Annotated in this window: 21 protein-coding genes; 16 read left to right on the plus strand and 5 right to left on the minus strand. The window is 66.6% G+C overall.

Annotation, left to right across the window (positions count from 1 at the left end):
• Positions 1-11 precede the first annotated feature (11 nt).
• Entirely contained in the window at positions 12-1,811 is a 1,800-nt protein-coding gene (locus ACOOHB_RS09165) for a PEP-utilizing enzyme (RefSeq protein WP_420444477.1), read from the minus strand.
• Between the two features lie 348 nt (positions 1,812-2,159).
• Between ACOOHB_RS09165 and ACOOHB_RS09170 the strand changes: the two genes are divergently transcribed.
• Positions 2,160-3,167: an MBL fold metallo-hydrolase gene (locus ACOOHB_RS09170; protein WP_420444478.1), complete on the plus strand. Its 1,008-nt coding sequence runs from the start codon at positions 2,160-2,162 to the stop codon at positions 3,165-3,167.
• A 4-nt stretch (positions 3,168-3,171) separates the two neighbouring features.
• Entirely contained in the window at positions 3,172-3,831 is a 660-nt protein-coding gene (gene nucS, locus ACOOHB_RS09175) for an endonuclease NucS (protein ID WP_420444479.1), read from the plus strand.
• 31 nt (positions 3,832-3,862) lie between these two features.
• On the opposite strand, the gene ACOOHB_RS09180 is transcribed toward nucS, so the two are convergent.
• Positions 3,863-4,744 carry a MaoC/PaaZ C-terminal domain-containing protein gene (locus tag ACOOHB_RS09180; protein WP_420444480.1) on the minus strand — a complete coding sequence of 294 codons (882 nt, stop codon included), beginning with the start codon at positions 4,742-4,744 and terminating at the stop codon, positions 3,863-3,865.
• A gap of 68 nt (positions 4,745-4,812) precedes the next feature.
• Positions 4,813-5,730, minus strand: a complete 918-nt coding sequence (locus tag ACOOHB_RS09185) for an SDR family oxidoreductase (RefSeq protein WP_420444481.1) — start codon at positions 5,728-5,730, stop codon at positions 4,813-4,815.
• Between the two features lie 212 nt (positions 5,731-5,942).
• Here ACOOHB_RS09185 and ACOOHB_RS09190 point away from each other — a divergent pair, with 212 nt between their 5' ends.
• The 10 genes from ACOOHB_RS09190 (at position 5,943) to ACOOHB_RS09235 (ending at position 15,328) form a co-directional block, all read left to right on the plus strand.
• Positions 5,943-8,084: a VanW family protein gene (locus ACOOHB_RS09190; RefSeq protein ID WP_420444482.1), complete on the plus strand. Its 2,142-nt coding sequence runs from the start codon at positions 5,943-5,945 to the stop codon at positions 8,082-8,084.
• Between the two features lie 3 nt (positions 8,085-8,087).
• Entirely contained in the window at positions 8,088-9,368 is a 1,281-nt protein-coding gene (locus ACOOHB_RS09195; RefSeq protein ID WP_420444483.1) for a geranylgeranyl reductase family protein, read from the plus strand.
• A gap of 4 nt (positions 9,369-9,372) precedes the next feature.
• Positions 9,373-10,320 (plus strand): type I pantothenate kinase, encoded by a 948-nt coding sequence (gene coaA, locus ACOOHB_RS09200; RefSeq protein ID WP_420444484.1) that lies wholly within the window; start codon positions 9,373-9,375, stop codon positions 10,318-10,320.
• 22 nt (positions 10,321-10,342) lie between these two features.
• Positions 10,343-10,825, plus strand: coding sequence for an HIT family protein (locus ACOOHB_RS09205; RefSeq protein WP_420444485.1), 483 nt, complete (start codon positions 10,343-10,345; stop codon positions 10,823-10,825).
• Between the two features lie 11 nt (positions 10,826-10,836).
• Positions 10,837-11,634 (plus strand): enoyl-CoA hydratase/isomerase family protein, encoded by a 798-nt coding sequence (locus tag ACOOHB_RS09210; RefSeq protein ID WP_420444486.1) that lies wholly within the window; start codon positions 10,837-10,839, stop codon positions 11,632-11,634.
• Between the two features lie 29 nt (positions 11,635-11,663).
• Positions 11,664-12,908 carry a CaiB/BaiF CoA transferase family protein gene (locus ACOOHB_RS09215; RefSeq protein ID WP_420444487.1) on the plus strand — a complete coding sequence of 415 codons (1,245 nt, stop codon included), beginning with the start codon at positions 11,664-11,666 and terminating at the stop codon, positions 12,906-12,908.
• Positions 12,909-13,014: 106 nt separating this feature from the next.
• Complete coding sequence (map, locus tag ACOOHB_RS09220) at positions 13,015-14,016, plus strand: type I methionyl aminopeptidase (RefSeq protein WP_420444488.1); 1,002 nt, start codon at positions 13,015-13,017, stop codon at positions 14,014-14,016.
• Between the two features lie 3 nt (positions 14,017-14,019).
• Entirely contained in the window at positions 14,020-14,349 is a 330-nt protein-coding gene (locus tag ACOOHB_RS09225) for a LysM peptidoglycan-binding domain-containing protein (protein WP_420444489.1), read from the plus strand.
• Positions 14,350-14,393: 44 nt separating this feature from the next.
• Positions 14,394-14,798 (plus strand): LysM peptidoglycan-binding domain-containing protein, encoded by a 405-nt coding sequence (locus tag ACOOHB_RS09230; RefSeq protein ID WP_420444490.1) that lies wholly within the window; start codon positions 14,394-14,396, stop codon positions 14,796-14,798.
• Positions 14,798-15,328: a phosphatase PAP2 family protein gene (locus tag ACOOHB_RS09235; RefSeq protein ID WP_420444491.1), complete on the plus strand. Its 531-nt coding sequence runs from the start codon at positions 14,798-14,800 to the stop codon at positions 15,326-15,328. The genes ACOOHB_RS09230 and ACOOHB_RS09235 overlap by 1 nt, the downstream gene beginning before the upstream one ends.
• 7 nt (positions 15,329-15,335) lie before the next feature.
• Here ACOOHB_RS09235 and ACOOHB_RS09240 read toward each other — a convergent pair whose 3' ends face one another.
• On the minus strand, positions 15,336-15,620 hold the full coding sequence (locus tag ACOOHB_RS09240; protein WP_420444492.1) for a hypothetical protein: 285 nt from the start codon (positions 15,618-15,620) through the stop codon (positions 15,336-15,338).
• Between the two features lie 114 nt (positions 15,621-15,734).
• Here ACOOHB_RS09240 and ACOOHB_RS09245 point away from each other — a divergent pair, with 114 nt between their 5' ends.
• A complete protein-coding gene (locus ACOOHB_RS09245) occupies positions 15,735-16,739 on the plus strand; it encodes an LLM class flavin-dependent oxidoreductase (RefSeq protein ID WP_420444493.1) in 1,005 nt (334 codons plus the stop codon).
• Between the two features lie 31 nt (positions 16,740-16,770).
• Here ACOOHB_RS09245 and msrA read toward each other — a convergent pair whose 3' ends face one another.
• Positions 16,771-17,424, minus strand: coding sequence for a peptide-methionine (S)-S-oxide reductase MsrA (gene msrA / locus ACOOHB_RS09250; RefSeq protein WP_420444494.1), 654 nt, complete (start codon positions 17,422-17,424; stop codon positions 16,771-16,773).
• Positions 17,425-17,607: 183 nt separating this feature from the next.
• On the opposite strand from msrA, the gene ACOOHB_RS09255 reads away from it, so the two are divergent.
• Genes ACOOHB_RS09255 through ACOOHB_RS09265 form a run of 3 tightly spaced genes read left to right on the plus strand, consistent with a single transcriptional unit; the run spans position 17,608 to position 19,556 of the window.
• Positions 17,608-18,099 (plus strand): FAS1-like dehydratase domain-containing protein, encoded by a 492-nt coding sequence (locus tag ACOOHB_RS09255; protein WP_420444495.1) that lies wholly within the window; start codon positions 17,608-17,610, stop codon positions 18,097-18,099.
• 48 nt (positions 18,100-18,147) lie between these two features.
• Complete coding sequence (locus tag ACOOHB_RS09260; RefSeq protein WP_420444496.1) at positions 18,148-18,597, plus strand: acyl dehydratase; 450 nt, start codon at positions 18,148-18,150, stop codon at positions 18,595-18,597.
• A 47-nt stretch (positions 18,598-18,644) separates the two neighbouring features.
• Positions 18,645-19,556, plus strand: a complete 912-nt coding sequence (locus ACOOHB_RS09265; RefSeq protein ID WP_420444497.1) for an LLM class F420-dependent oxidoreductase — start codon at positions 18,645-18,647, stop codon at positions 19,554-19,556.
• Positions 19,557-19,570 lie beyond the last annotated feature (14 nt).

Raw genomic sequence — 19,570 nt, forward strand, 5'->3', positions numbered from 1 at the left:
GACGCTCGATGTCACACCTCCAGCACAGTGATCACGCCGGTGTCACCGTTCACTTCGACGAGCGCGCCATCGGGGATGCGTCCGGTCGCTCCGGTCGCGGAGATGACGCACGGCAGACCCAGCTCGCGGCTCACGATCACCGAATGGCTGAGCGCAGCGCCGACGTCCACGACGACAGCGCTCGCGCTGACGAAGAGCGGCGTCCACGACGGATCGGTGAGCGGTGCCACGAGTACATCGCCGGGCCCCAGTGCGGTCGGGTCGCTGCTGTCGAGCACCACGCGGGCACGTCCACGAGCGATGCCTGGACAGCCGGGCAGCCCGGCCAGCACCTCCCCCGCTGCGAGCTGAGGCAAAGTGATGGCCCCACGGCGCGGCCACTGCGACATCGGCGGCGGATCACCGACGATGACGAAGGGCTCCTGTCGCGAATTCGCATCATCCCAAGCGGCTTGGCGCTGTGCGATGACGTCAGACCAATCGGCCGGATCGTCCATCATCTCGTGCATCTCGCTGAAGCGGAGCATGGCGAAGTCGACCTCAGACGCAAAGAGCCCGCTCTCGACCAACCTCCGTCCCAGCACACGCGAACCGATGCGGGTCTCGTTGACGTAGCGCACGCAGTTGGTCTTGGTGCGCTCACGCCCCGGCAGGTACACCGCTGCAGCTCCTCGAGCCAGGTCGAATTGCATCTGCGTGTCCGGATCACCGGCGAGTGCCGTTGAGATCTCTGCGCCCAAGGCCTCACGCTGCGCTGCAAGCTCAGCGCGACGCCGTCCCGGGTCTACGTCCGCTGGAGCGAGACGCATGCGATCGATCGCGGCGAGTGCGATGTCGGGATTGGTCTCCCACGATGGGCAGCTGATTTCCCACTCGTTAGGACCCCGCGAGCCGAAGTCGTACAGGAATTGTGCGAAGGCTCCGCTGAATGCTGCCGCGTCGCCATCGGGATCTTGGAGCGCAGCCGCGCTCAGGCGGTCGGCCAATCCAGCCGGGCCGCCGTCGAACAACTCGCCAAGAGTGCTCGAAGCCGCCACCTGCCGTCCGAGCAGCCACATCGCATCTGACGGCGCAGCTGAGGCGACGTCTCCATATCCCGCCACCAGCTTGAGCGTGTCTTCGGGTCGTCCCAGTGCCGTGCACACCTGCTCGAGCGCGCCCAGCGGCACAGCTGCCAAGAACGACACCTTCAGGTGGCGAGCGAACAGCTCACGGAACCCAGCGCCGTCCACGTAGCCCGACTCGAGGAAATTCATCATCCAGTCAGCGATCTCGTGATCGCCCATCTGCGAGAAGTCAGGCCGCTGCGCGCGGATCTCGGCAATGTTGCGTTCGTCCTCATGGACCTCCGGCAGCGCTGGTGCTGCGAACAGGAACAGGAACGTCTCGCCGATGCGCTGCTCGGCTTCAGGGCTGGCATCGTCGGGGTGCGCCTCGTACGGCGGAATCCCAGGCTGTTCGCCGAAGAAGTTCCGATCGACAGTCTCTACGTCGATACCGGGTGCTCGGGCACCGAAGATGCGCCCGACTGCAGCGTTCAGGTACGTGTAGCCGCCGAACACGCCGAGAAACACGCACTCGTCGGCGTCGAATTCGTCGTAGGTGAACGCACCCATTTGCACGTAGGCGTCCCGGAACGCCAGCTCGGACATGCGGATGCCCTCGTCGTTCTGGAAGGCGAAGTCGAAGGTGCTCATCTTCACCGGGTCGGGAAAGACCTCACCGACGTTCGCTCGCGTCCAGATCGGGAACCGGTCCGACGGTTTGGTGCCGACGAAGTAAGCGCCGCTCGCATCTGTCTGCCCTGACATTTCGCCTCCCTCGCGCGCCTTCGGTGGGCGCGCAACGCACCGCACAGCCTCGCGCGGCACCACCGCGGTACGTACCACGTCGATCGAAGCGACGCAGCGTGGCCGGAAACGAGCGGGCCGGGCAGCCGCTTCCCCCTCATGGCGGCTGCCCGGCCAGGCCGTGATGTGATGCTAGGCCGAAAGGGGCGCCTTCGTACCGTCTTCGCCGCGGCACGCTCGCAGCCAGGGGCGCGACGCCAGCAAGTCGGCTGGCCGGCGCGCCTACCCTTGCCATTCCAGACCGGGATTTGCCCCGCTCGCCCGAAGCCCACGCAACACATGGGCCAGCAACCACAGGAGAAATGGCCGATGCCGGTGACCATCGAGCACTACCGGGAACTCGGCGACTTTGACTACGGCGCCTGTGATCAGGTATCCCCGCTGATCCGCCGCGTCATCTGCAAGAACCCAACGCCGTTCACCTATCGCGGCACCGGCACATACATCGTCGGCCGCGGCGAGGTGGCGGTCATCGACGCCGGTCCGCCGCTGGCAAGCCACCTCGACGACGTCCTTGGGGCACTTGAGCCCGGCGAGACGGTCAGCGCCGCACTGGTGACCCACACCCACAGCGATCACTCGCCCCTCACTCGTGATCTGGTCGCCGCCACTGGAGCGCTGAGCTACGGCTATGGACCGCACGCGAGCGTGTGGAAGCTCGATCCCGACGACCGCGTCGACTTCTCCGACTACATCAGCGCCGGGGAGCAGGAGAAGTACCAGGCCGAGTTCGACGAGCTGCCCGACGAACTCAAGCGGGAAGGTGCCGACACCGATTTCGTGCCCGATGTGGCGCTGGTCGATGGCGACATCGTTGCCGGCGACGGCTGGACGCTGCGCGCCGTGCACACGCCTGGACATTGCTCGAATCACCTGTGCTACGAGCTGCTAGAGGAAAACTCGCTGTTCTCAGGCGACCATGTGATGGGTTGGGCGACGAGCGTGGTGGGGCCGCCCGACGGATCGATGCAGGACTACCTGGACTCGCTGGCAAAGCTGCTCGAGTTCGATCACACCCAGTACTGGCCCACCCACGGTCCGCCCATTCCTGAGCCGACCGCGTACGTGCGCTCGTTCATCGCCCACCGCAGCGATCGGGAACGCCAGATCATCGAATATCTGCGTCCGGGCCCGTGCCGCATTGCGGACTTCGTGCCGAAGATGTACGAGGCCTACGACAAGCGGCTGTGGTATCCAGCCGCAAGCTCGGTGTATGCGCACATGCTCCATCTCACCGAGAGCGGTCGGGCGCGTGTGATCGATGACGGCGGCGAGCCCAAGCTCACCTCGGTCTACGAGCTGACTGCAGCCTCTTAGTTCGTTGCGGCTGGTCATCGCACGCTGCACGGTCGACTATTCGGGCCGGCTCGACGCCCACCTGCCCTCCGCGGTGCGACTGATCATGGTGAAGGCCGACGGCTGCGTGGCGATACACGCCGACGGGGGCGCCTTCAAGCCGCTCAACTGGATGAACGCGCCCAATCGGCTGGTCTGCGAGCCCGATCTGTGGCGTGTCACGAACGACCGGGGCGAGCGCCTCGAAATACACATCGCTGAGGTGTTCAGTGACACCACACACGAAATGGGCATCGATCCTGGCCTCGAGCGGGACGGCGTCGAAGCCCACCTTCAGGAGCTGGTGGCCGCGCATCCCGAGACACTGGCCGAAGGCACGGTGCTGGTGCGCCGCGAGTACCCAACCGACATCGGTCCGGTGGACCTGCTGTGTCACGATGCAGACGGCGGCACCGTGGCTGTCGAGATCAAGCGCCGGGGCGAGATTGACGGCGTGGAGCAGCTGTGCCGGTACCTCGAGTACCTGAACCGGGATGCTCGCTTGGCGCCCGTGAACGGCGTCTTCGCCGCACAGGAGATCAAGCCCCAGGCCCGGGTGCTCGCGGCCGACCGGGGCATCCGCTGTGTCGTCCTCGACTATGACGAACTTCGCGGCATCACCAGCGACGCACTGAAACTGTTCTAGAGGTGCCGCCCGATGGGCGGTGATGCGACCCTCAGGCGTATGTGCACAGACCGTTGTCGATGACGACGCGCTCGGAGTCGGTTCCGCGCCCCGAGATCGTGCGATAGATCGCGCGGCCCTCGCCGTCGTCCCACACCTGAATGGTCAACTCGTCACCCGGGAACACCGGCGCAGAGAACCGGGAGTCCATTGAACTGAAGCGGGCCGGGTCACCGTCACACAGGGTGTGCAACAACGCTCGACCGGTGAAGCCGTAGGTGCACAGACCGTGCAGGATCGGCTTGGGGAAGCCGGCGAGCTCGGTGGCGAACCAGGGGTCGCTGTGCAGTGGGTTGTAGTCGCCGCTGAGTCGATAGGTGAGCGCCTGATCGGAGCGCGTCTGGTAGACGACCTCGAAGTCGGCGTCGCGATCGGGTGCACTAACCAGCGGCGCCGTGCTGCCCGCCTCGCCGCCGAAGCCGCCCGAGCCGCGGATCACGACGGACGAGCGCAACTCGAAGATGACATCGCCGGTGTCAGGGTTGACCGCACTGGCCTCGGTGTCGATGATGGCGTTACGGCCCTCACCCTTGTCCCACATCCCGGCGATGCGATCTGTGATCTCGACCGATCCCTCGGTCGGGATTGGCTGGTGCACGGTGATCCCCTGACTGCCGTGCAGCAACTTGCCCCAATCGAGGTCACCAGCGTTGGCCATGGCGCCGCCGGCGCCGAAGCCGATGACGACGCCCTGAGTCGGGAACGCCTTGTGAGTGATGTCCTTGGAGTTGTGGGTGGTGAATTCCAGCTCGGATCCGAACGGATCCTGCGCGCCTGCACCGATGCCGACCGCGTAGAGCAGCGAGTCGCGGAAGGTCCACGACCGCTTGGTCGGCGTACCGGTGGCGCCGACTGCATCCGGATTGATTCCCATGTTCGATGTCCTTTCCGAAAAGTTCGAGATGAGTTTCTTGGTCGGCTGTGTCTGCGGGAGCCGCTGGCTCAGACGGCCACGCCGCCGTCGGCAGGCGCTCCGTTCATGCCGCTGTTGAGGCGAGCGTCGCGCACCAGCTGCCGGGCTGCGTCGCCGATCTGAGCCGGGTCGTCGATGGCATCGACGCTCGGACCCCGCTCCCAGCCTTCGGCGATCGCCAGCATCCGGCCGGAAGCCTCAAAGACTCGACCCGTGACGCCGGCTGCTTCGGCTGAGCACAGCCAGGTCACGATCGGTGCGATGTAGCGCGGGTGCATCATCGCCTGGTCCTCCTCGGAGGCTTCGCCCATGCCCAGGTCTACGGTCATGCGCGTGAGCGCACCCGGTGCCACAGCGTTGACCCGAACGCCGTAACGCGCCAATTCACGCGCAGCAATGATCGTGAACGCCGCGATGCCCATCTTGGCGGCGCCGTAGTTGGTCTGGCCCGGATTGCCGTAGATGCCCGAGACCGACGTCGTGTTCACGATCGACGCGTTGACCTTTTCGCCTGCCTTCGACTTCTCCCGCCAGTAGGAACTGGCCCAGCGTGCGGGTGCGAATGTGCCCTTGAGGTGAACCTTGATCACCGCATCCCACTCGGCCTCGGTCATGTTCACCAGCATGCGGTCACGCAAGATGCCGGCGTTGTTCACTACGCCGTGCAGGTCGCCGAATGTCTCGATGGCCTGGTTCACGAGCCGCTGAGAGCCTTCCCAGTCCGATACATCGTCGCCGTTGGCGACGGCCTCTCCGCCCATCGCCTCGATCTCGGAGACCACCTCATCGGCAGGACTGATGTCGGCACCGGTGCCGTCTCGGGCACCGCCGAGGTCATTGCAAACCACCTTCGCCCCATGCTCGGCGAGCATGAGGCAGTGCTCGCGCCCGATGCCCCGGGCACCCCCGGTCACGATGACGACCCGACCTTCGCACAGCTTGCTCATGACGTTGTGAGTCCCTTCGGTGAGTGTGGCTGCAGACGCGAAGCGGCACCGTTGCGCAGCCGTCCCTGCAGTGCCGGCGGCTCGGAGTATCGCACGCCCGCCGTGCATTCCGCAGAGTTGGAACGCTGCAGGCGCGGCGAGCGTCGACACGCCGCGGGCAGTGTTCGAGCTTGACGCTTGGCAGCGGCAACTGACACGTACGCTCATCGGTCGTGCACTGGCCGACGTGGGCCCCCCGCTGGTCGATCATCACTGCGGCCGCAATCCTGGTTGCGTCGATCCTTGGAACGGCCGTGCTTGCCATCAGGAATTCGGCGGATGCGCCCGATCCGACTGCCCCTGTCACAACGGATGCACCCACCGCAACCAGCGCCGTAGTGGTGGCTCCGACGACGGCCGCAGGCACGCCATCGGAGGTGAGCTCCGATGCGCTGCGACTTCGCATTGCCATGCTCGCAACCGAGTTGGCGAGCACTCCGGTCGTGGTGCGCACCGACACCGGCGAGGTGGCCCTGACGGTGGCCGACCTCGGCATCACGCTGGAGATCGACGTCACCTACGACGCAGTCCGGGAACTGCGAACTGCTTCGGTGGACGTCGCTGGCTCGGCAGAAGAGCCGTGGACCGCGATGTCCACTGACCCGCAGTTCAGCGAGCGCCGCTTCCGCGTCGACCGGTCAAAGGCACGATCCACGCTGGCCGACGCCTCCGATCTTGGAGTGACCGCCACTCCCCCAGCTGTCACCGTCGTCAACGACACGCTGGCCGTCGACCTCGGCCAGCCCGGTCAGGTCGTGGATGCGGATGCAATCGTCGACCAAGTCCTCGAGGGCATAGCCCGCTCGTTCAGCCGAATCGAGATCGCTGCCGAGCTGACACAGAGCGAACCGCTCGCCTACACATCCGAGCTGCAGCAGGCCGTCAACGCCGCCCATGAGAACTACGGGCGCAGTCTCGTCGTGGCGTACGGCGAGGTGACCTACGAGCTAACCATCGAAACGGTCGCTGGCTGGCTCAACCTCGACCCGAATGCGGCGCCGCCGGTGATCATCTTCGACGACACAGCGGTCGGGCCGTACCTCGAAGAGGTGTTCGCCGCAACCTCGGCACCCTTCAACGCTGCCGCCATGATCGTCGTCAGCGGCGTGCCGACCGTGGTGGCGAGTGACGGCGGCGTCGCCTGCTGTGGCGACGAAGTGGGGCCATTGGTCGAACAGGCGCTTGTTGCACGTGTCGAGGGCCCGCTCGCGCTGCCATCGCGCCCTGCGGTGAGCCGCGAGGAGCACGCATACCTGGATTCCCTCGGCATCGTCGAGCTGGTCGGCACGTTCACCACGAGGCATTCGTGCTGCCAATCCCGTGTCGAGAACATCCACCGTTTCGCCGACCTGGTGCGCGGCGTGATTGTCGAACCCGGCCAGAGCCTGTCGCTCAACGGCCACGTCGGCAGACGAACCGAGGAGAAGGGCTTCGTGGAGGGCGGCTTCATCGACAAGGGCGTGCTCGTCGACGACATCGGCGGCGGTGTGTCGCAGTTCGCCACCACGATCTTCAACTCCCTCATCGGGGCAGGCATGGAGATCGACGAGTACCAGACGCACTCGCTGTACCTCAGCCGCTACCCGTTCGGGTTGGACCCGACGATCTCATATCCCAAGCCTGATCTGAAGTTCACCAATCCCACGCCGTACGGACTGCTGGTGTGGCCGACCTACACCGGCACCTCCATCACCGTCGAGCTCTACTCCACGCGCAACGTCGAAGTGACGATCGGTGAACCCAGAGAGGACATGCCGGACTTCTGCCGTCGGGTGCGCACGGATCGAACCCGCGTGTTCTCAGACGGCACCGTCGTGAATGACACCTTCCATGCTCGCTACCGGCCCGAGGAAGGCCGCGACTGCGACGGCACGCGCTCGGTGCCGCGCCAGTGCGTGGACCCGCTGCTGGCGTCCCCCGGGTCCTCCGAAGGCGCAGAGGCGCCAGAGGGCGCTGAGGGGGCCACCGGCGAGGGCGAGCTTGAAATGGTCGATGACGGCAGCGAGCGCGCGGATGGATCCATCGTGGAGTGCCTGCCAGTCGAGTGCGAAGAACGGCCCGGGGAACGCGACTCAGAGCTGTCGCGCTATCCCGACGATCCCTGCCTCGGCGTCGACCTGACCACGCTGGTCCCACCCGACGAGGGCGAGGGCGAGGGCGACGAGGGCGAGGGCCCCGACGGTGAGGGCGACGAGACCGAGCCCGGCGAGGGCCCTGAGGACACGGGCGAACCAGGCGAACCCGAAGGCTCTGACGACGAACAGTCCGGCAACAACGACGGAATCATCGAGACCGCCGAGCCCAGGGCATCCTGAATCGTGTCCGACGTCGATGTCCTTGTCGTGGGAGCCGGCCCGGCAGGCGCATCCGCTGCCGTGTGGGCCCGGCGCGCAGGCCTCGAGGTGATGCTCGTCGACCGCGCTGCGCCTGGGCGTGACAAGTGCTGCGGGGACGGCCTCACAGCGCTCGCGCTGCGTGAACTCGAATGTCTCAGCTTGCGGCCCGAACGGCTGGACTCGTGGATGGGTGTAGATGCCGCTTACGTGCGTACGCCTCGCGGGCGTGTCATTCGCCTGCCGCTGCCCGCCGAGCGCGGGCAGTTCGCCGCCGTGTGCCGCCGCACGGAGCTCGATGCCGCGCTCGTCGAACTCGCTGCAGCCGCAGGAGTCGATGTCCGCCTCGGCATCGCATTCGATGGCTTCGAGGACTCCGGCGAGCGAGCGAACACGGCCTCGATCCGGCTCAGCGACGGCAGTCACACACAGGCCCGATTCGTCGTGGCCGCGGACGGTGTCTATTCGAGTGTTCGCAAAGCGCTCGGCATCGGCCCGCACCGCTACCGGGGCGACTGGCATGCGTTCCGGGGCTACCTGACCGCAAGCGGCGATGCGGCTCGCGACATGTGGGTGTGGTTCGAGCCCGACCTGCTGCCTGGCTACGCCTGGTCGTTCCCGCTCGGCGATGGACGCGTCAATGTCGGCTTCGGTGTGCCGCGAAGCTCCGGCCGCCAGGACTCTTCCAACGGCACGGGAACACTCGCCGGCAGTGAGATCGCAGCTGTCTGGGCGAGCCTCACCGAGCGTTGCCACATTGCGCGCGTGCTCGGGAGCCATGAGACCGACGGACCGACGCGAGCGTGGCCGATTCCTGCGCGGCTGGGTGATATTGAGCTCGCGCAAGGGCGCACCTTGCTGTGCGGCGATGCTGCCGCGGCCGCTGACCCGCTGACAGGCGAAGGTATCGGCCAGGCCCTCCAGATGGGACGGATGGCGGCGTCGGCGATCGCACGCGGCGGACCCCCACACAGCGTGACCGCGCGCTATGTGCGCGACGCTCACGCCGAGTTCACCCTGGACCACGGACTGGCGCGAAGCCTCAGCCGCGTACTGGCCCACGAGCGGCTGGCCGAGCTGGCACTGGGCGCGGTCGATCTGTCGGGCTGGACTCGCAGGCAGTTTGCACGTTGGATGTTCGAGGACTACCCGCGCGCGGCTGTCGCGACGCCTCGGCGCTGGCACCAGGGCATGGCCAAACCACAAGGCGCATACGGTCCCAGAACCCAACCGGTTGCGGTCGACGCCATAAGTTCGCCAAGCTAGGCGGGTGACGGACGGCGCAACGCTCGAGCCGGGTATCGATGACCGGCATTGCAGGTTCACCCGCGAGCAGTGGGCGAAGCTGCGAGATGCCACGCCGTTGTCGTTGACGGAGGCTGAACTCGAGGCGCTGGCCGGTCTCGTCGAACCGGTGACGCACGACATGGTGCAGGACATCTTCCTGCCGCTGTCGCGCCTGTTGAACTTGCGTGTTGCAGCGAAGCGCCAACTTCGCGCCACCACCGAGGGCTTCTTCGGAAGGGTGTTGCCGCCGAGGCCCTACCTGATCGGCATCGGCGGCAGCGTGTCCGCGGGCAAGAGCACCACTGCACGCATCCTGCAGGCCGTCTTGGCCTCGTGGCCGGATCATCCTGAAGTAGATCTGGTCACCACGGACGGATTCCTGTTGCCCAATGCCGAGCTGACCGCGCGCGGCATTCTCGGGCGCAAGGGCTTCCCGGAGTCCTATCGCCGTGGCGACTTGCGGGACTTCCTCCAGCGGATCTCCAGCGGGGAACCCGACGTTGCCGCGCCCGTGTACTCCCACATCCTGTATGACGTCACGAATGAGGTTCAGCTCATCAACCAGCCGGACATCCTCATCGTCGAGGGTCTGAACGTTCTCCAGACCGGTCCGCCGTCGAACACGCCGTTCGTGTCGGACTTCTTCGACTTCACCATCTACGTCGACGCCGAGGCCGAAGACCTTGAGGAGTGGTACGTCGAGCGCTTCCAGCAGCTGCGCAAGACGGTTTTCCGCGAGCAGTCTGCGTATTTCGCTCAGTTTGCCGAGCTGCCGCCGTCGGCTGCTGATGCCGTCGCTCGCACGATCTGGCGCTCGATCAACCTCGTGAACCTGCGCGAGAACATTCTTCCGACACGCGCTCGTGCCGACCTGGTGCTGGCGAAGGGCCACGACCACGTCGTCGACCACGTCGAACTCCGGTACCACTAGACAGCTGCGATCCGGTCCCTTGGTGAGCTTTACCACCCCTGATCAAACGGCTGCGGACCGGATGCCGGGCTGCACGTTCTGTTCGATCGCGGCCGGCGACATCCCGGCTTTGCGCTTCTACGAGGACGAACACGCTGTGGCGTTCATGGATCGCCTGCCCATGACCGTCGGTCACTGCCTCGTCATTCCCCGCCGGCACATCACCGACGTCTGGGATCTCACCGATGACGACGCCGCGCAGGTAATGCGCTCGGTTCGACGGGTGGCGGACCTGGTGCGCGAGCGGCTGGCGCCCGCGGGCGTGAACCTGCTCAACAACAACGGTGCCGCAGCAGACCAGACGCAGTTTCACTTCCACGTCCATGTGATTCCCCGCTATGGGCGGGACCGGCTGCTGCACCCGTGGGAGCGGATCTTCGCACCGGCGGGCGAGATCGAATCGGCCTACCGGATGCTCAGCGCCGCGGACCCGCGGGCCTGGGCGGCTGCTGGCGAAGGCAACTAGCGTCAGCCTCCATGAACGACCGCTACGCCCCCTTCTCCGCGCTCCAGATCACGGGCCCTGACGACGACGGCGTGCTCGAGATCGTGATCGACACGCCGGGTCGTCTGAACTCAGTCGACGCGCCAAAGCACTTGGCGCTGGCCGATGTGTGGCGGGAGATCGACACCGATCCCGACACGAGGGTGGCGGTGATCCGGGGAGCGGGCGGCACGTTCTCCGCCGGCGGCGACCTGGACATGATCCAGGACATCATGGACGACTTCGAGACGCGGCAGCGGGCCCTTCGCGAGGCGCGAGACATCGTCTACAACATGATCAACTGCTCCAAGATCATCGTGTCGGCGATCGAGGGCGTGGCGGTCGGGGCCGGCCTCGCGGCGGCACTCATGGCCGACATCTCCATTGCCGGTCGCAGCGCGCGGATCGTGGACGGGCACACCAAGCTCGGCGTGGCCGCGGGCGACCATGCGGCGATCGTGTGGCCGATCCTGTGCGGAATGGCCAAGTCGAAGTACTACCTGTTGACCTGCGACACCATCACCGGCGAAGAGGCCGATGCCATGGGCCTCGTCAGCAAGGTTACCGATGACGATGCGGTGCTCGACGAGGCCTTCGCTGTTGCCCGCAAGCTTGCCAGGGGCAGCCAGAGCGCGATTCGTTGGACCAAGTACAGCCTCAACAACTGGATGCGGATGGCGGGGCCGATCTTCGACACGTCTGCGGCCCTGGAGATGCTGGGCTTCACAGGGTCCGACGTTCGGGAGGGTCACGCTGCAATCGTCGAGAAGCGCCGCCCGAACTTCGCCTGATCGCAGCGCGGCACCAAGAGGACGACGACATGGCACTGCTGGACCCACCCGACAACGAGCACCTGACCGCACACGAGCGCGCTGCACCGATGGCTGCTCGCAACTCAGGACCGCTCCAAGGCGTGCGCATCATCGACTGCACCCACGCCCTCGCCGGACCCTGGTCGACGATGATGCTGGCCGACCTGGGCGCCGACGTCATCAAGGTGGAACCGCCGCGGGGTGAACTTGCCCGCAAGATGGCGCCCTTCACCCGTGAGGACACCGAGCGGAACTTCGGCGCCGGGTTCGCCAACTACAACCGCAACAAGCGCGGCGTCGTGCTCGATCTCACCGACGACAGCGACCACGAGAAGTTCATGCAACTCGTCGACACTGCCGACGCGCTCGTGGAGAACATGCGCGCCGGGGTGATGGATGCGCTCGGCGTGGGTTGGGAAGTGCTCCACGAGCGCAACCCGCGACTCGTGTACGGCGCGATTCGCGGCTTCGGCGACCCGCGATCGGGTGAGAGCCCCTACGTGGACTGGCCAGCGTACGACGTCGTGGCCCAGGCCATGTCAGGCATGGTCTCAGCCACTGGCAGCGGCCCCGACGACCGCCACGTGGTCGGTGCCTACATCGGCGATACCTACCCGGGCACAATCGGCGCCATGGGGGTGCTGGCGGCGCTCTTCCACGCACAGCGGACCGGTGAGGGCCAGTTCGTGGACGTGTCGATGGTCGATGCGGTGATGGCCCTCTGCGAAGTGGGCGTCACCCGCTACAGCGTGATGGGCCAGCCCGACACGCCGCCCAGCGGGAACCGCAACCAGTACATCGTGCCGTTCGACGTATTCGATACGACCGATGGCGCAGTCGCCATCGGCGCGCCCACCGACAACCACTGGCGCGAACTGGCGGTCGCCATCGGGCGGCCCGAGTGGGCCTGGGCGCAAGAGACCCGCACGCTGCGCGCGAGGTTCCACCACCGGGAGGAAATCATCAGCGCGCTGACGGAGTGGGCAGCGTCGCGCACCAAGGCTGAAGTGCTCGCCGCGATCGGCGGCAAAGTGCCCTGCGGGCCAGTGAATCACCCCGGCGACCTGTTCGAAGACCCTCACGTGGCCGCTCGCGACATGCTGGTGGCCGTTGACCAGCCGGCCGGGCGGCCGATCGTGCAGATCGCCCCGCCGATTCGCATGAGTGCCACGCCGCCCGGCATCTACCGGCGCGCACCCAAGCTCGGCGAGCACAACGACGAGGTCCTCGGCGATCTCGCCGAGGACGGCTGACACAGCGCTTGGCGATCTCGCCGAGCAGTCGGGCGCCCAGTTCGACAAGCGCAGCCCCGGTGGCGCGCTCGCGAAGCACCACTGGCTCACGGGTAGCGTGACGACAATGGGCAGGCGCAAACGTCGGGTGCCAGCGGCGCGCATGAGACCCTCGGGATTCGAGCCGGTCGTCGTCGGCCGGATCTCGCCACGCAAAGCGGTGCCTGCGCATATCGAAACGCCGCCCTATGCGCGAAGCGGCAGGTCCCCAGCGGCCACGAACGCCATCGAGCCCTCGGACAGCGCCACGATCGAGGCAATGCGATCGGCGGGCTCTGCTGCGCGGCGTGTGCTGGCAGCCGTGGCGGCGCAAGTTGCGCCTGGTGTCACCAGCGAACATCTTGACGAGGTGTGCCACGAGACCTGCATCGCCGAGGGCGGTTACCCGAGCCCACTCAACTACAACGGTTTCCCGAAGTCGCTGTGCACCTCGGTCAACGAGATCATCTGCCACGGAATCCCCGACGATCGACCTTTGCGCGACGGCGACATCGTGAACTGCGACGTCACCATCTTCGTCGGAGGCGTCCACGGAGATCACTCCGAGACGTTCCTGGTGGGCGACGTCGATGCTGAGTCTCGACGGCTTGTGGAGGTGACTCGCGAAGCCATGTATCACGGCATCGCCGCCGTGCGGCCCGGAGCCCAGGTGTGCGATATCGGCCGTGCCATCCAATCCCATGCCGAGGCCGCGGGATACGGCGTGGTGCGCGAGTTCGTCGGGCACGGCATCGGGCAGATCTTCCATCGGCTGCCCAACATCGCCCACTACTACGACCCGGGCGCACGCACCGAACTGGTTGAGGGTTTGACCTTCACCGTGGAGCCGATGATCACGATGGGCACGCCACGCGCCCAGATGTGGCCAGACGGCTGGACCGCCATGACCGCGGATCGCAATCGAACGGCCCAGTTTGAGCACACGTTGGTCGTGACTACCAGCGGCGCCGAGTTGCTGACCGTGGCCGACGACGAGCCACAGCCCTTCATGGCCGCAGATCTCGCCGCTCGGCTCGAACCGGGCAACTGGCCCCGGCAACTGAGCACTGCGGCCGTACGGGCCGGCTGAGCGATGGGGCGGTTGCGTGCCACCGCAGCAGCTGCGTGCGCGGCGGTGGTGCTCGCCGCGGGCTGTGGCTCAGAGCCCGAGGGCGAGCCGATCCCGACGACGCTTCCCGTGCTCACGACATTGCGTCCGCAGCTCACGACCACGACGATCGCCCCGCCGCCTCCGCAACGCCGGATCTACGTCGTCCAGCCGGGTGACACGCTCAGCAAAATCGCCAACGGCTTCGGCGTCTCGGTGCGGGCGCTCATGGAAGAGAACGGCAAGGAAGACACGTTGCTGCGGATCGGCGAACAGCTTGTCATCCCGCCGACTGTGGTCGGTGCCGACAACTGACCGTGAGGGAGGCGCGTGGTGTTCTCACAGCAAGGCGACGAGGCGTGACGGCACTGGCAGTCGCGCTTGCTGCTGCAGGCATGACGAGTGGTTGCACCCTCCTGCCGGGCGAGCCGCGCACGCAGGTCTCCGCCACGACGGCTCGCCCACCGGCGACACCGGCGACGACGACCACAGAGCCGAAGCTGCTGACGCCCTACACCGTCGTGCGTGGCGACACGCTGATTCAGATCGCGGACCGGCACGGCATTCACCTCAACGATCTCGTGCGCGTGAACAACATTGCTGATCCGACCAAGATCTTCGTCGGTCAGATCCTGCTGATCCCGCCACCGCCTGGTCCCAACGCCGGTCCGGCGCTCACGATCGCTCCCGCCACCGACCCGATTCTTCCGCCGCTGCTGCCGACGACCACGGCACCGCCCGTCACCGCTCCGGGATCTGGGTGATGACCGCGGCACGACAGATTGCGCGCTTCGACGATGCCGTCGACCGATGGTGGGAAGTCCTGCGTGGCCGCAAGTGGGTTGACCGCATGATGTACGGCGCCTCAGACGTCGGCGAGTTCAGCCAGCTGTGGCACGTGCTGGGGGCAATTCGGGCACTCTCGCCACGCCGGGAGGCCTCCGATGCACTGCGGTTCAGCGCGCTGATAGCGCTCGAATCGTTGGTCGTGAATCAGGGCATCAAGCGGCTGTTCGCCCGTCGCAGGCCTGGTACAGCCGCCGAGAACCCGACGAACCACCGGTTGCGGCAGCCCATCACCTCCAGCTTCCCGTCGGGGCACGCCTCGGCTGCGTTCTGCGCTGCAGCCGTGCTGTCGCGCCGGTCTCGGCTGGGACCGCTCTATCGACTGCTCGCCACCATCGTGGCCACATCACGCATACACGTTCGCCTGCATCATGCGAGTGACGTCATTGCCGGGGCGGTCGTCGGCGAGGTAATCGGGCGCATTGCCGCCCGGCTGATGCGGCGCTGAGCGGGGATCAGGCCCGGGCGACGTCTTGATCGCTCTTTCCGATGGCAGCCACCGCGGCAGCCTCATCACCGCGACGCAGCAGCGTTCGCACATCGAGGAGCACATCGGTGATCTCGCCCGACGAGACCAACTCGCGTTGGAAGAAGTCTCCCAGTGCACTGTCGATGACTTCGAGCGCGTCGGAGATGATCCGGGGCTCAGCTGTCCGAGTCGGTTCGGTGGTCTCGGTCATCTCGGATCCCTCCCCGCGCTCGGCGCCTCCTAAGGCGTCGCTGCTGGTTGTGTTCCTCACCCTATCTCGCACCTGACGCCCGCCACCGTCAGTTCACCAACACGTCACACAACTGCTCCGAGCGGCCCTCAAGCACTCGGCGACCCGCTCGGGGGGCGGGTACGGTGCGCCGCCATGAGCACGACTGAACCACAAGGGCCCCCGCCCCTGGGCGTGACGTTCGGCAGCCTGGGAGTGCTGGGTCCGGCTGCCATCGTCGACATCGCCCAGTCCGCGCAAGCCCAGGGCTACTCATCAATCTGGACGGTCGAAGCCACCGGAACCGACGCGTTCTCCATGCTTGGCGCCGTCGCGCACGCCGCCCCGGGTCTCGATCTGGCCACCGGCATCATTCCGGTGCAGCTACGCGCCCCGACGGTCGTGGCCATGACGGCCGCCACGCTGGGGTCGCTCAGCGACGATCGCGACGTGCTCGTCGGCTTGGGTGTATCGGCACCCGGCATCCTCCGCCAGCACGGCGAGGCGCCGACGGATCGCCCCATCGCGATGATGCGTGAGTACGTGGCGCTGCTGCGCGAGTGCCTGAGCGGGGAGCCGGTCACATTCGAGGGGGACTTCTGGCAGGTCCGGCGATTCCGCCTAGGAGTGCGACTTGGTGAGCGCCGCCCGAAGGTCGTGCTGGCGGCGCTGAACCCGCAGATGCTGCGACTGGCGGGAGAGGTGGCGGACGGTGTATTGCTCAACTACCTGCCGGCCTCGCACGTTCCAGCGACGGTGTCGGAGGTACGCGCCGGCGGCGATGCGCAGATCATCTGCTATGTGCACGCCGCCGCTGGCGACCTGGAACGCTCGGCGCGCTCGGCCCAGCGCGACTTGCTCAACTACACAATGGCCGACGGCTACGCCAACGCCTTTCGTGCGGCCGGCTTCGGCGACGAAGTGGACGAGGCACGCGCCCGCCAGTCCGAGCGGGATCGCGAGGGAGCGCTGGCAGCGATCTCGAACGAGATGATCCAGGCGATCGACTTCATCGGTTCGCCGGCAGAGATCGGTGAGTTCGCCCGGACCTATGTCGATGCCGGCGTGGAGCACCCGGTTCTGATGCCGCTCCCGTGGGGTGAGGACAGGCGCGCAGTAGCCGACGAGACGATGGAAGCGTTCGCCAACGCGTTCGATTGACGGTCTACCGGGCGATCAGGCGCTCGGCTGCTCAGTCGGCGGTTGCAACCCCGACCGGGCAGGTCTGGCCGGTGCTGCCCAATCCGCAGTAGCCCCACGGGACCTTCTGCAGGTACTGCTGGTGATAGTCCTCGGCGTAATAGAAGGGCCCGGCCAGGCAGATCTCGGTGGTGATGCGGCCCAGCACGGCACGGTCGAGCACTGCCTGGAACATGTCCCGCGACGAGGTGGCGAGCGCCAGCTCGTCTTCGTCCGCCACGTAGATGCCCGAGCGGTACTGGGTGCCGATGTCGTTGCCCTGCCGCATGCCCTGTGTCGGGTCGTGGCCCTCCCAGAACGCCTTCAGCATGGCCTCATGACTGGTGATGGCCGGATCGAACACAGCCAGCACGGCTTCGGTGTGGCCGGTCAGGCCCGAGCACACCTCTTCGTAGCTGGGATTCGGGGTGGCCCCGCCGGCGTAGCCCACGGCTGTGGTGTACACGCCGGGCAGCTGCCAGAAGATGCGCTCGGCGCCCCAGAAGCAGCCCATGCCGACCACGAGGTGCCCGAACCCCTCGGGAAATGGCGACGTCATCGGCGTTCCGAGCACGACGTGCGCTGGGGCCACCGGCATCGTCTGGCTGCGCCCGGGCAGCGCCCCCTCGGCATCCGGTACCTCCAGCTTCCTCGACCACAACGCCACGCTGGTTCCTCCTGCTGCGCCCCGGCGCCTCACGGTAAGCCGTGTTCGTCGGTTCTTCGACCGTGAAGCCCTGCAAACCGAACGCTACTTGGGATGCCGCCGGGCTCATGCGCAGCGGCCCGAGGTGACTGGGTGGCTGGGCAGCGGGGCGATACGACATACGGGCGACCTAATGTCAGGAACATGAGCGAATCGCTGATTCCGGCCGAGTCGCTGGCTCGCGTCGGAGAAGTGCTGTCGGGGCCGGTCACCGTGGTCATCGACCGGCGGGAGGCGCAGCGTTACGCCTTCGCCGTTGGTGATGAGAATCCGATCTACTTCGACGAGGTGGCAGCCCAGGCTGGCGGGTACCGGACGCTGGTGGCGCCACCCACCTACGTCATCCATGCGGTGGTGCAGCCCAAAACCGCGACGGACCTGCGCACAGATGGCCTGTACCCCGATGGCACCCGCGTGCGGCTGCTCGTCGACCGGGTGATGTTCGGCGGTGAGGAATGGGACTTCGCAGAGCCGGTCTGCATCGGCGACGAGATCACCGCCACGACTCGACTTGCCGCGCTTGACCAGAAGGAAGGCCGCAAGGGGCCCTTCGTCCTGCATGTGCGCGAGACCACCTTTGTCAACCAGCTCGGCGACGAAGTCGCCCGTTCCCGCATGATCGGCATCGCCAGATGACCCAACCAACATGGATCGCCGGATGATCCAACACGAAAGGATCGGACGATGAGCGCACTCGACAGCGACCGCGCATCAGCACCCCGTCTCGCCGACCTCAGCGTCGGAGACGCACTGCCGACCATGCACAAGTTCCCCGACGAGGCGCAGCTTTTCCTGTACAGCGCAGCGAGCCACAACCCGCATCGCATCCACTACGACCGCGAATATGCCCGCTTCGAAGGGCACGAGGACATCATCGTGCACGGTCCCTTGCAGGGCGCTTGGCTCACGCAGTACGTGACCGACTGGGCCGGTCCCACCGCACGCCTGCTGGGAGTCACCTGGCAGAACCGCGCCAGCGCGCTCGCAGGCGAAGAACTGGTGTATTCGGGGACGGTCACATCGGTGGATTCGGAGTCGGGCGTCGTGGAGTTGGACATCGCCGAGCACACCTCCGACGGAAGGCTGCTCATGCCGGCGACAGCTAGGGTCCGCCTGCCCCCTGCATCCGATTGAACACAGGCCCGATTGAGCACAGAGCCCGGGCCGGAGGACAGCCACGCATGAAGATCGCCGTCGACTTCCCGTCGATCGTTTTTCGGGAAGGACCCCAGCGGGTGCTCGATCTGGCGAAGGCCATCGAGGACCTGGGCTACGACGAGATCGCTGCATTCGACCACGTCGTGATGGGCCATCCAGGCGAGGGCCGCTACACCATCTATCCCGCCAACATGCCGATCCTCGAAGCGCTAATGCTGCTGGCCAACGTGGCGGCCGTGACCGAGCGGGTGTCGCTGTCGACCGAGGTGCTGGTGCTGCCGCAGCGCCAGCCCGTGCTGGTGGCGAAGCAGATCTCAACGCTGGACACGTTGTCGGGCGGCCGGGTGCGGCTCGGCATCGGCGTGGGTTGGCAGGACTCCGAATACGACGCTCTCGAGGAAGACTTTCACTCGCGCGGCAAGCGCATGGACGAGGCCATCGACCTTATGCGGACCTACTGGGCCGGCGGCCGCATCGAGTTCTCCGGCGAGCACTACAACAGCCATGACATGGGCATGGAACCGGTATCGCCACAAGGCGCTGGGCTCCCGCTGTGGATCGGTGGTGACAGCCCAGCCGCGCTGCGCCGGACCGCCCAGAAAGGCGACGGCTGGATGGCGTCTGGCGTCAGCGACGAGCGAGCGCTCGAGTGCATGGCAGAGATTCGCCGTCGAGCCGAAGAGGACTTCGGCCGAGATCCCGCGTCCATCGGCATGCAGCTGATGCTGGCCCCGCCGCCGCGTACCGACGCCGACAAGGGCTTCTACAAAGACCTGGATGCGATCGGCGAGCGGGCCGCGATCGTTGCTGCGATGGGCTTCGACTGGGCCTCGGTGAACGTCACGGCGATCTTCCAATCCGGTGCGCGTTCGGTGGATGCCATGATCGAGCGGCTGGGCGAGATCCTGGAACGAATTCGAGCCGAAGCGGGCTGAAGCGCCGAGACTTC

The organism is Candidatus Poriferisodalis sp. (assembly GCF_965215815.1).
Classification (GTDB): Bacteria; Actinomycetota; Acidimicrobiia; order Acidimicrobiales; family Poriferisodalaceae; genus Poriferisodalis.

What these genes read in the sequence shown, in the direction of transcription:
- ACOOHB_RS09210 (WP_420444486.1), top strand. Translation starts at nt 10,837, where the DNA reads ATGAACGACCGCTACGCCCCCTTCTCCGCGCTCCAGATCACGGGCCCT.
- ACOOHB_RS09235 (WP_420444491.1), top strand. Translation starts at nt 14,798, where the DNA reads ATGACCGCGGCACGACAGATTGCGCGCTTCGACGATGCCGTCGACCGA.
- ACOOHB_RS09185 (WP_420444481.1), bottom strand. Translation starts at nt 5,730, where the DNA reads ATGAGCAAGCTGTGCGAAGGTCGGGTCGTCATCGTGACCGGGGGTGCC.
- ACOOHB_RS09245 (WP_420444493.1), top strand. Translation starts at nt 15,735, where the DNA reads ATGAGCACGACTGAACCACAAGGGCCCCCGCCCCTGGGCGTGACGTTC.
- ACOOHB_RS09260 (WP_420444496.1), top strand. Translation starts at nt 18,148, where the DNA reads ATGAGCGCACTCGACAGCGACCGCGCATCAGCACCCCGTCTCGCCGAC.
- ACOOHB_RS09170 (WP_420444478.1), top strand. Translation starts at nt 2,160, where the DNA reads ATGCCGGTGACCATCGAGCACTACCGGGAACTCGGCGACTTTGACTAC.
- ACOOHB_RS09225 (WP_420444489.1), top strand. Translation starts at nt 14,020, where the DNA reads ATGGGGCGGTTGCGTGCCACCGCAGCAGCTGCGTGCGCGGCGGTGGTG.
- ACOOHB_RS09165 (WP_420444477.1), bottom strand. Translation starts at nt 1,811, where the DNA reads ATGTCAGGGCAGACAGATGCGAGCGGCGCTTACTTCGTCGGCACCAAA.
- ACOOHB_RS09265 (WP_420444497.1), top strand. Translation starts at nt 18,645, where the DNA reads ATGAAGATCGCCGTCGACTTCCCGTCGATCGTTTTTCGGGAAGGACCC.
- map (WP_420444488.1), top strand. Translation starts at nt 13,015, where the DNA reads ATGGGCAGGCGCAAACGTCGGGTGCCAGCGGCGCGCATGAGACCCTCG.
- ACOOHB_RS09180 (WP_420444480.1), bottom strand. Translation starts at nt 4,744, where the DNA reads ATGGGAATCAATCCGGATGCAGTCGGCGCCACCGGTACGCCGACCAAG.
- ACOOHB_RS09215 (WP_420444487.1), top strand. Translation starts at nt 11,664, where the DNA reads ATGGCACTGCTGGACCCACCCGACAACGAGCACCTGACCGCACACGAG.
- ACOOHB_RS09255 (WP_420444495.1), top strand. Translation starts at nt 17,608, where the DNA reads ATGAGCGAATCGCTGATTCCGGCCGAGTCGCTGGCTCGCGTCGGAGAA.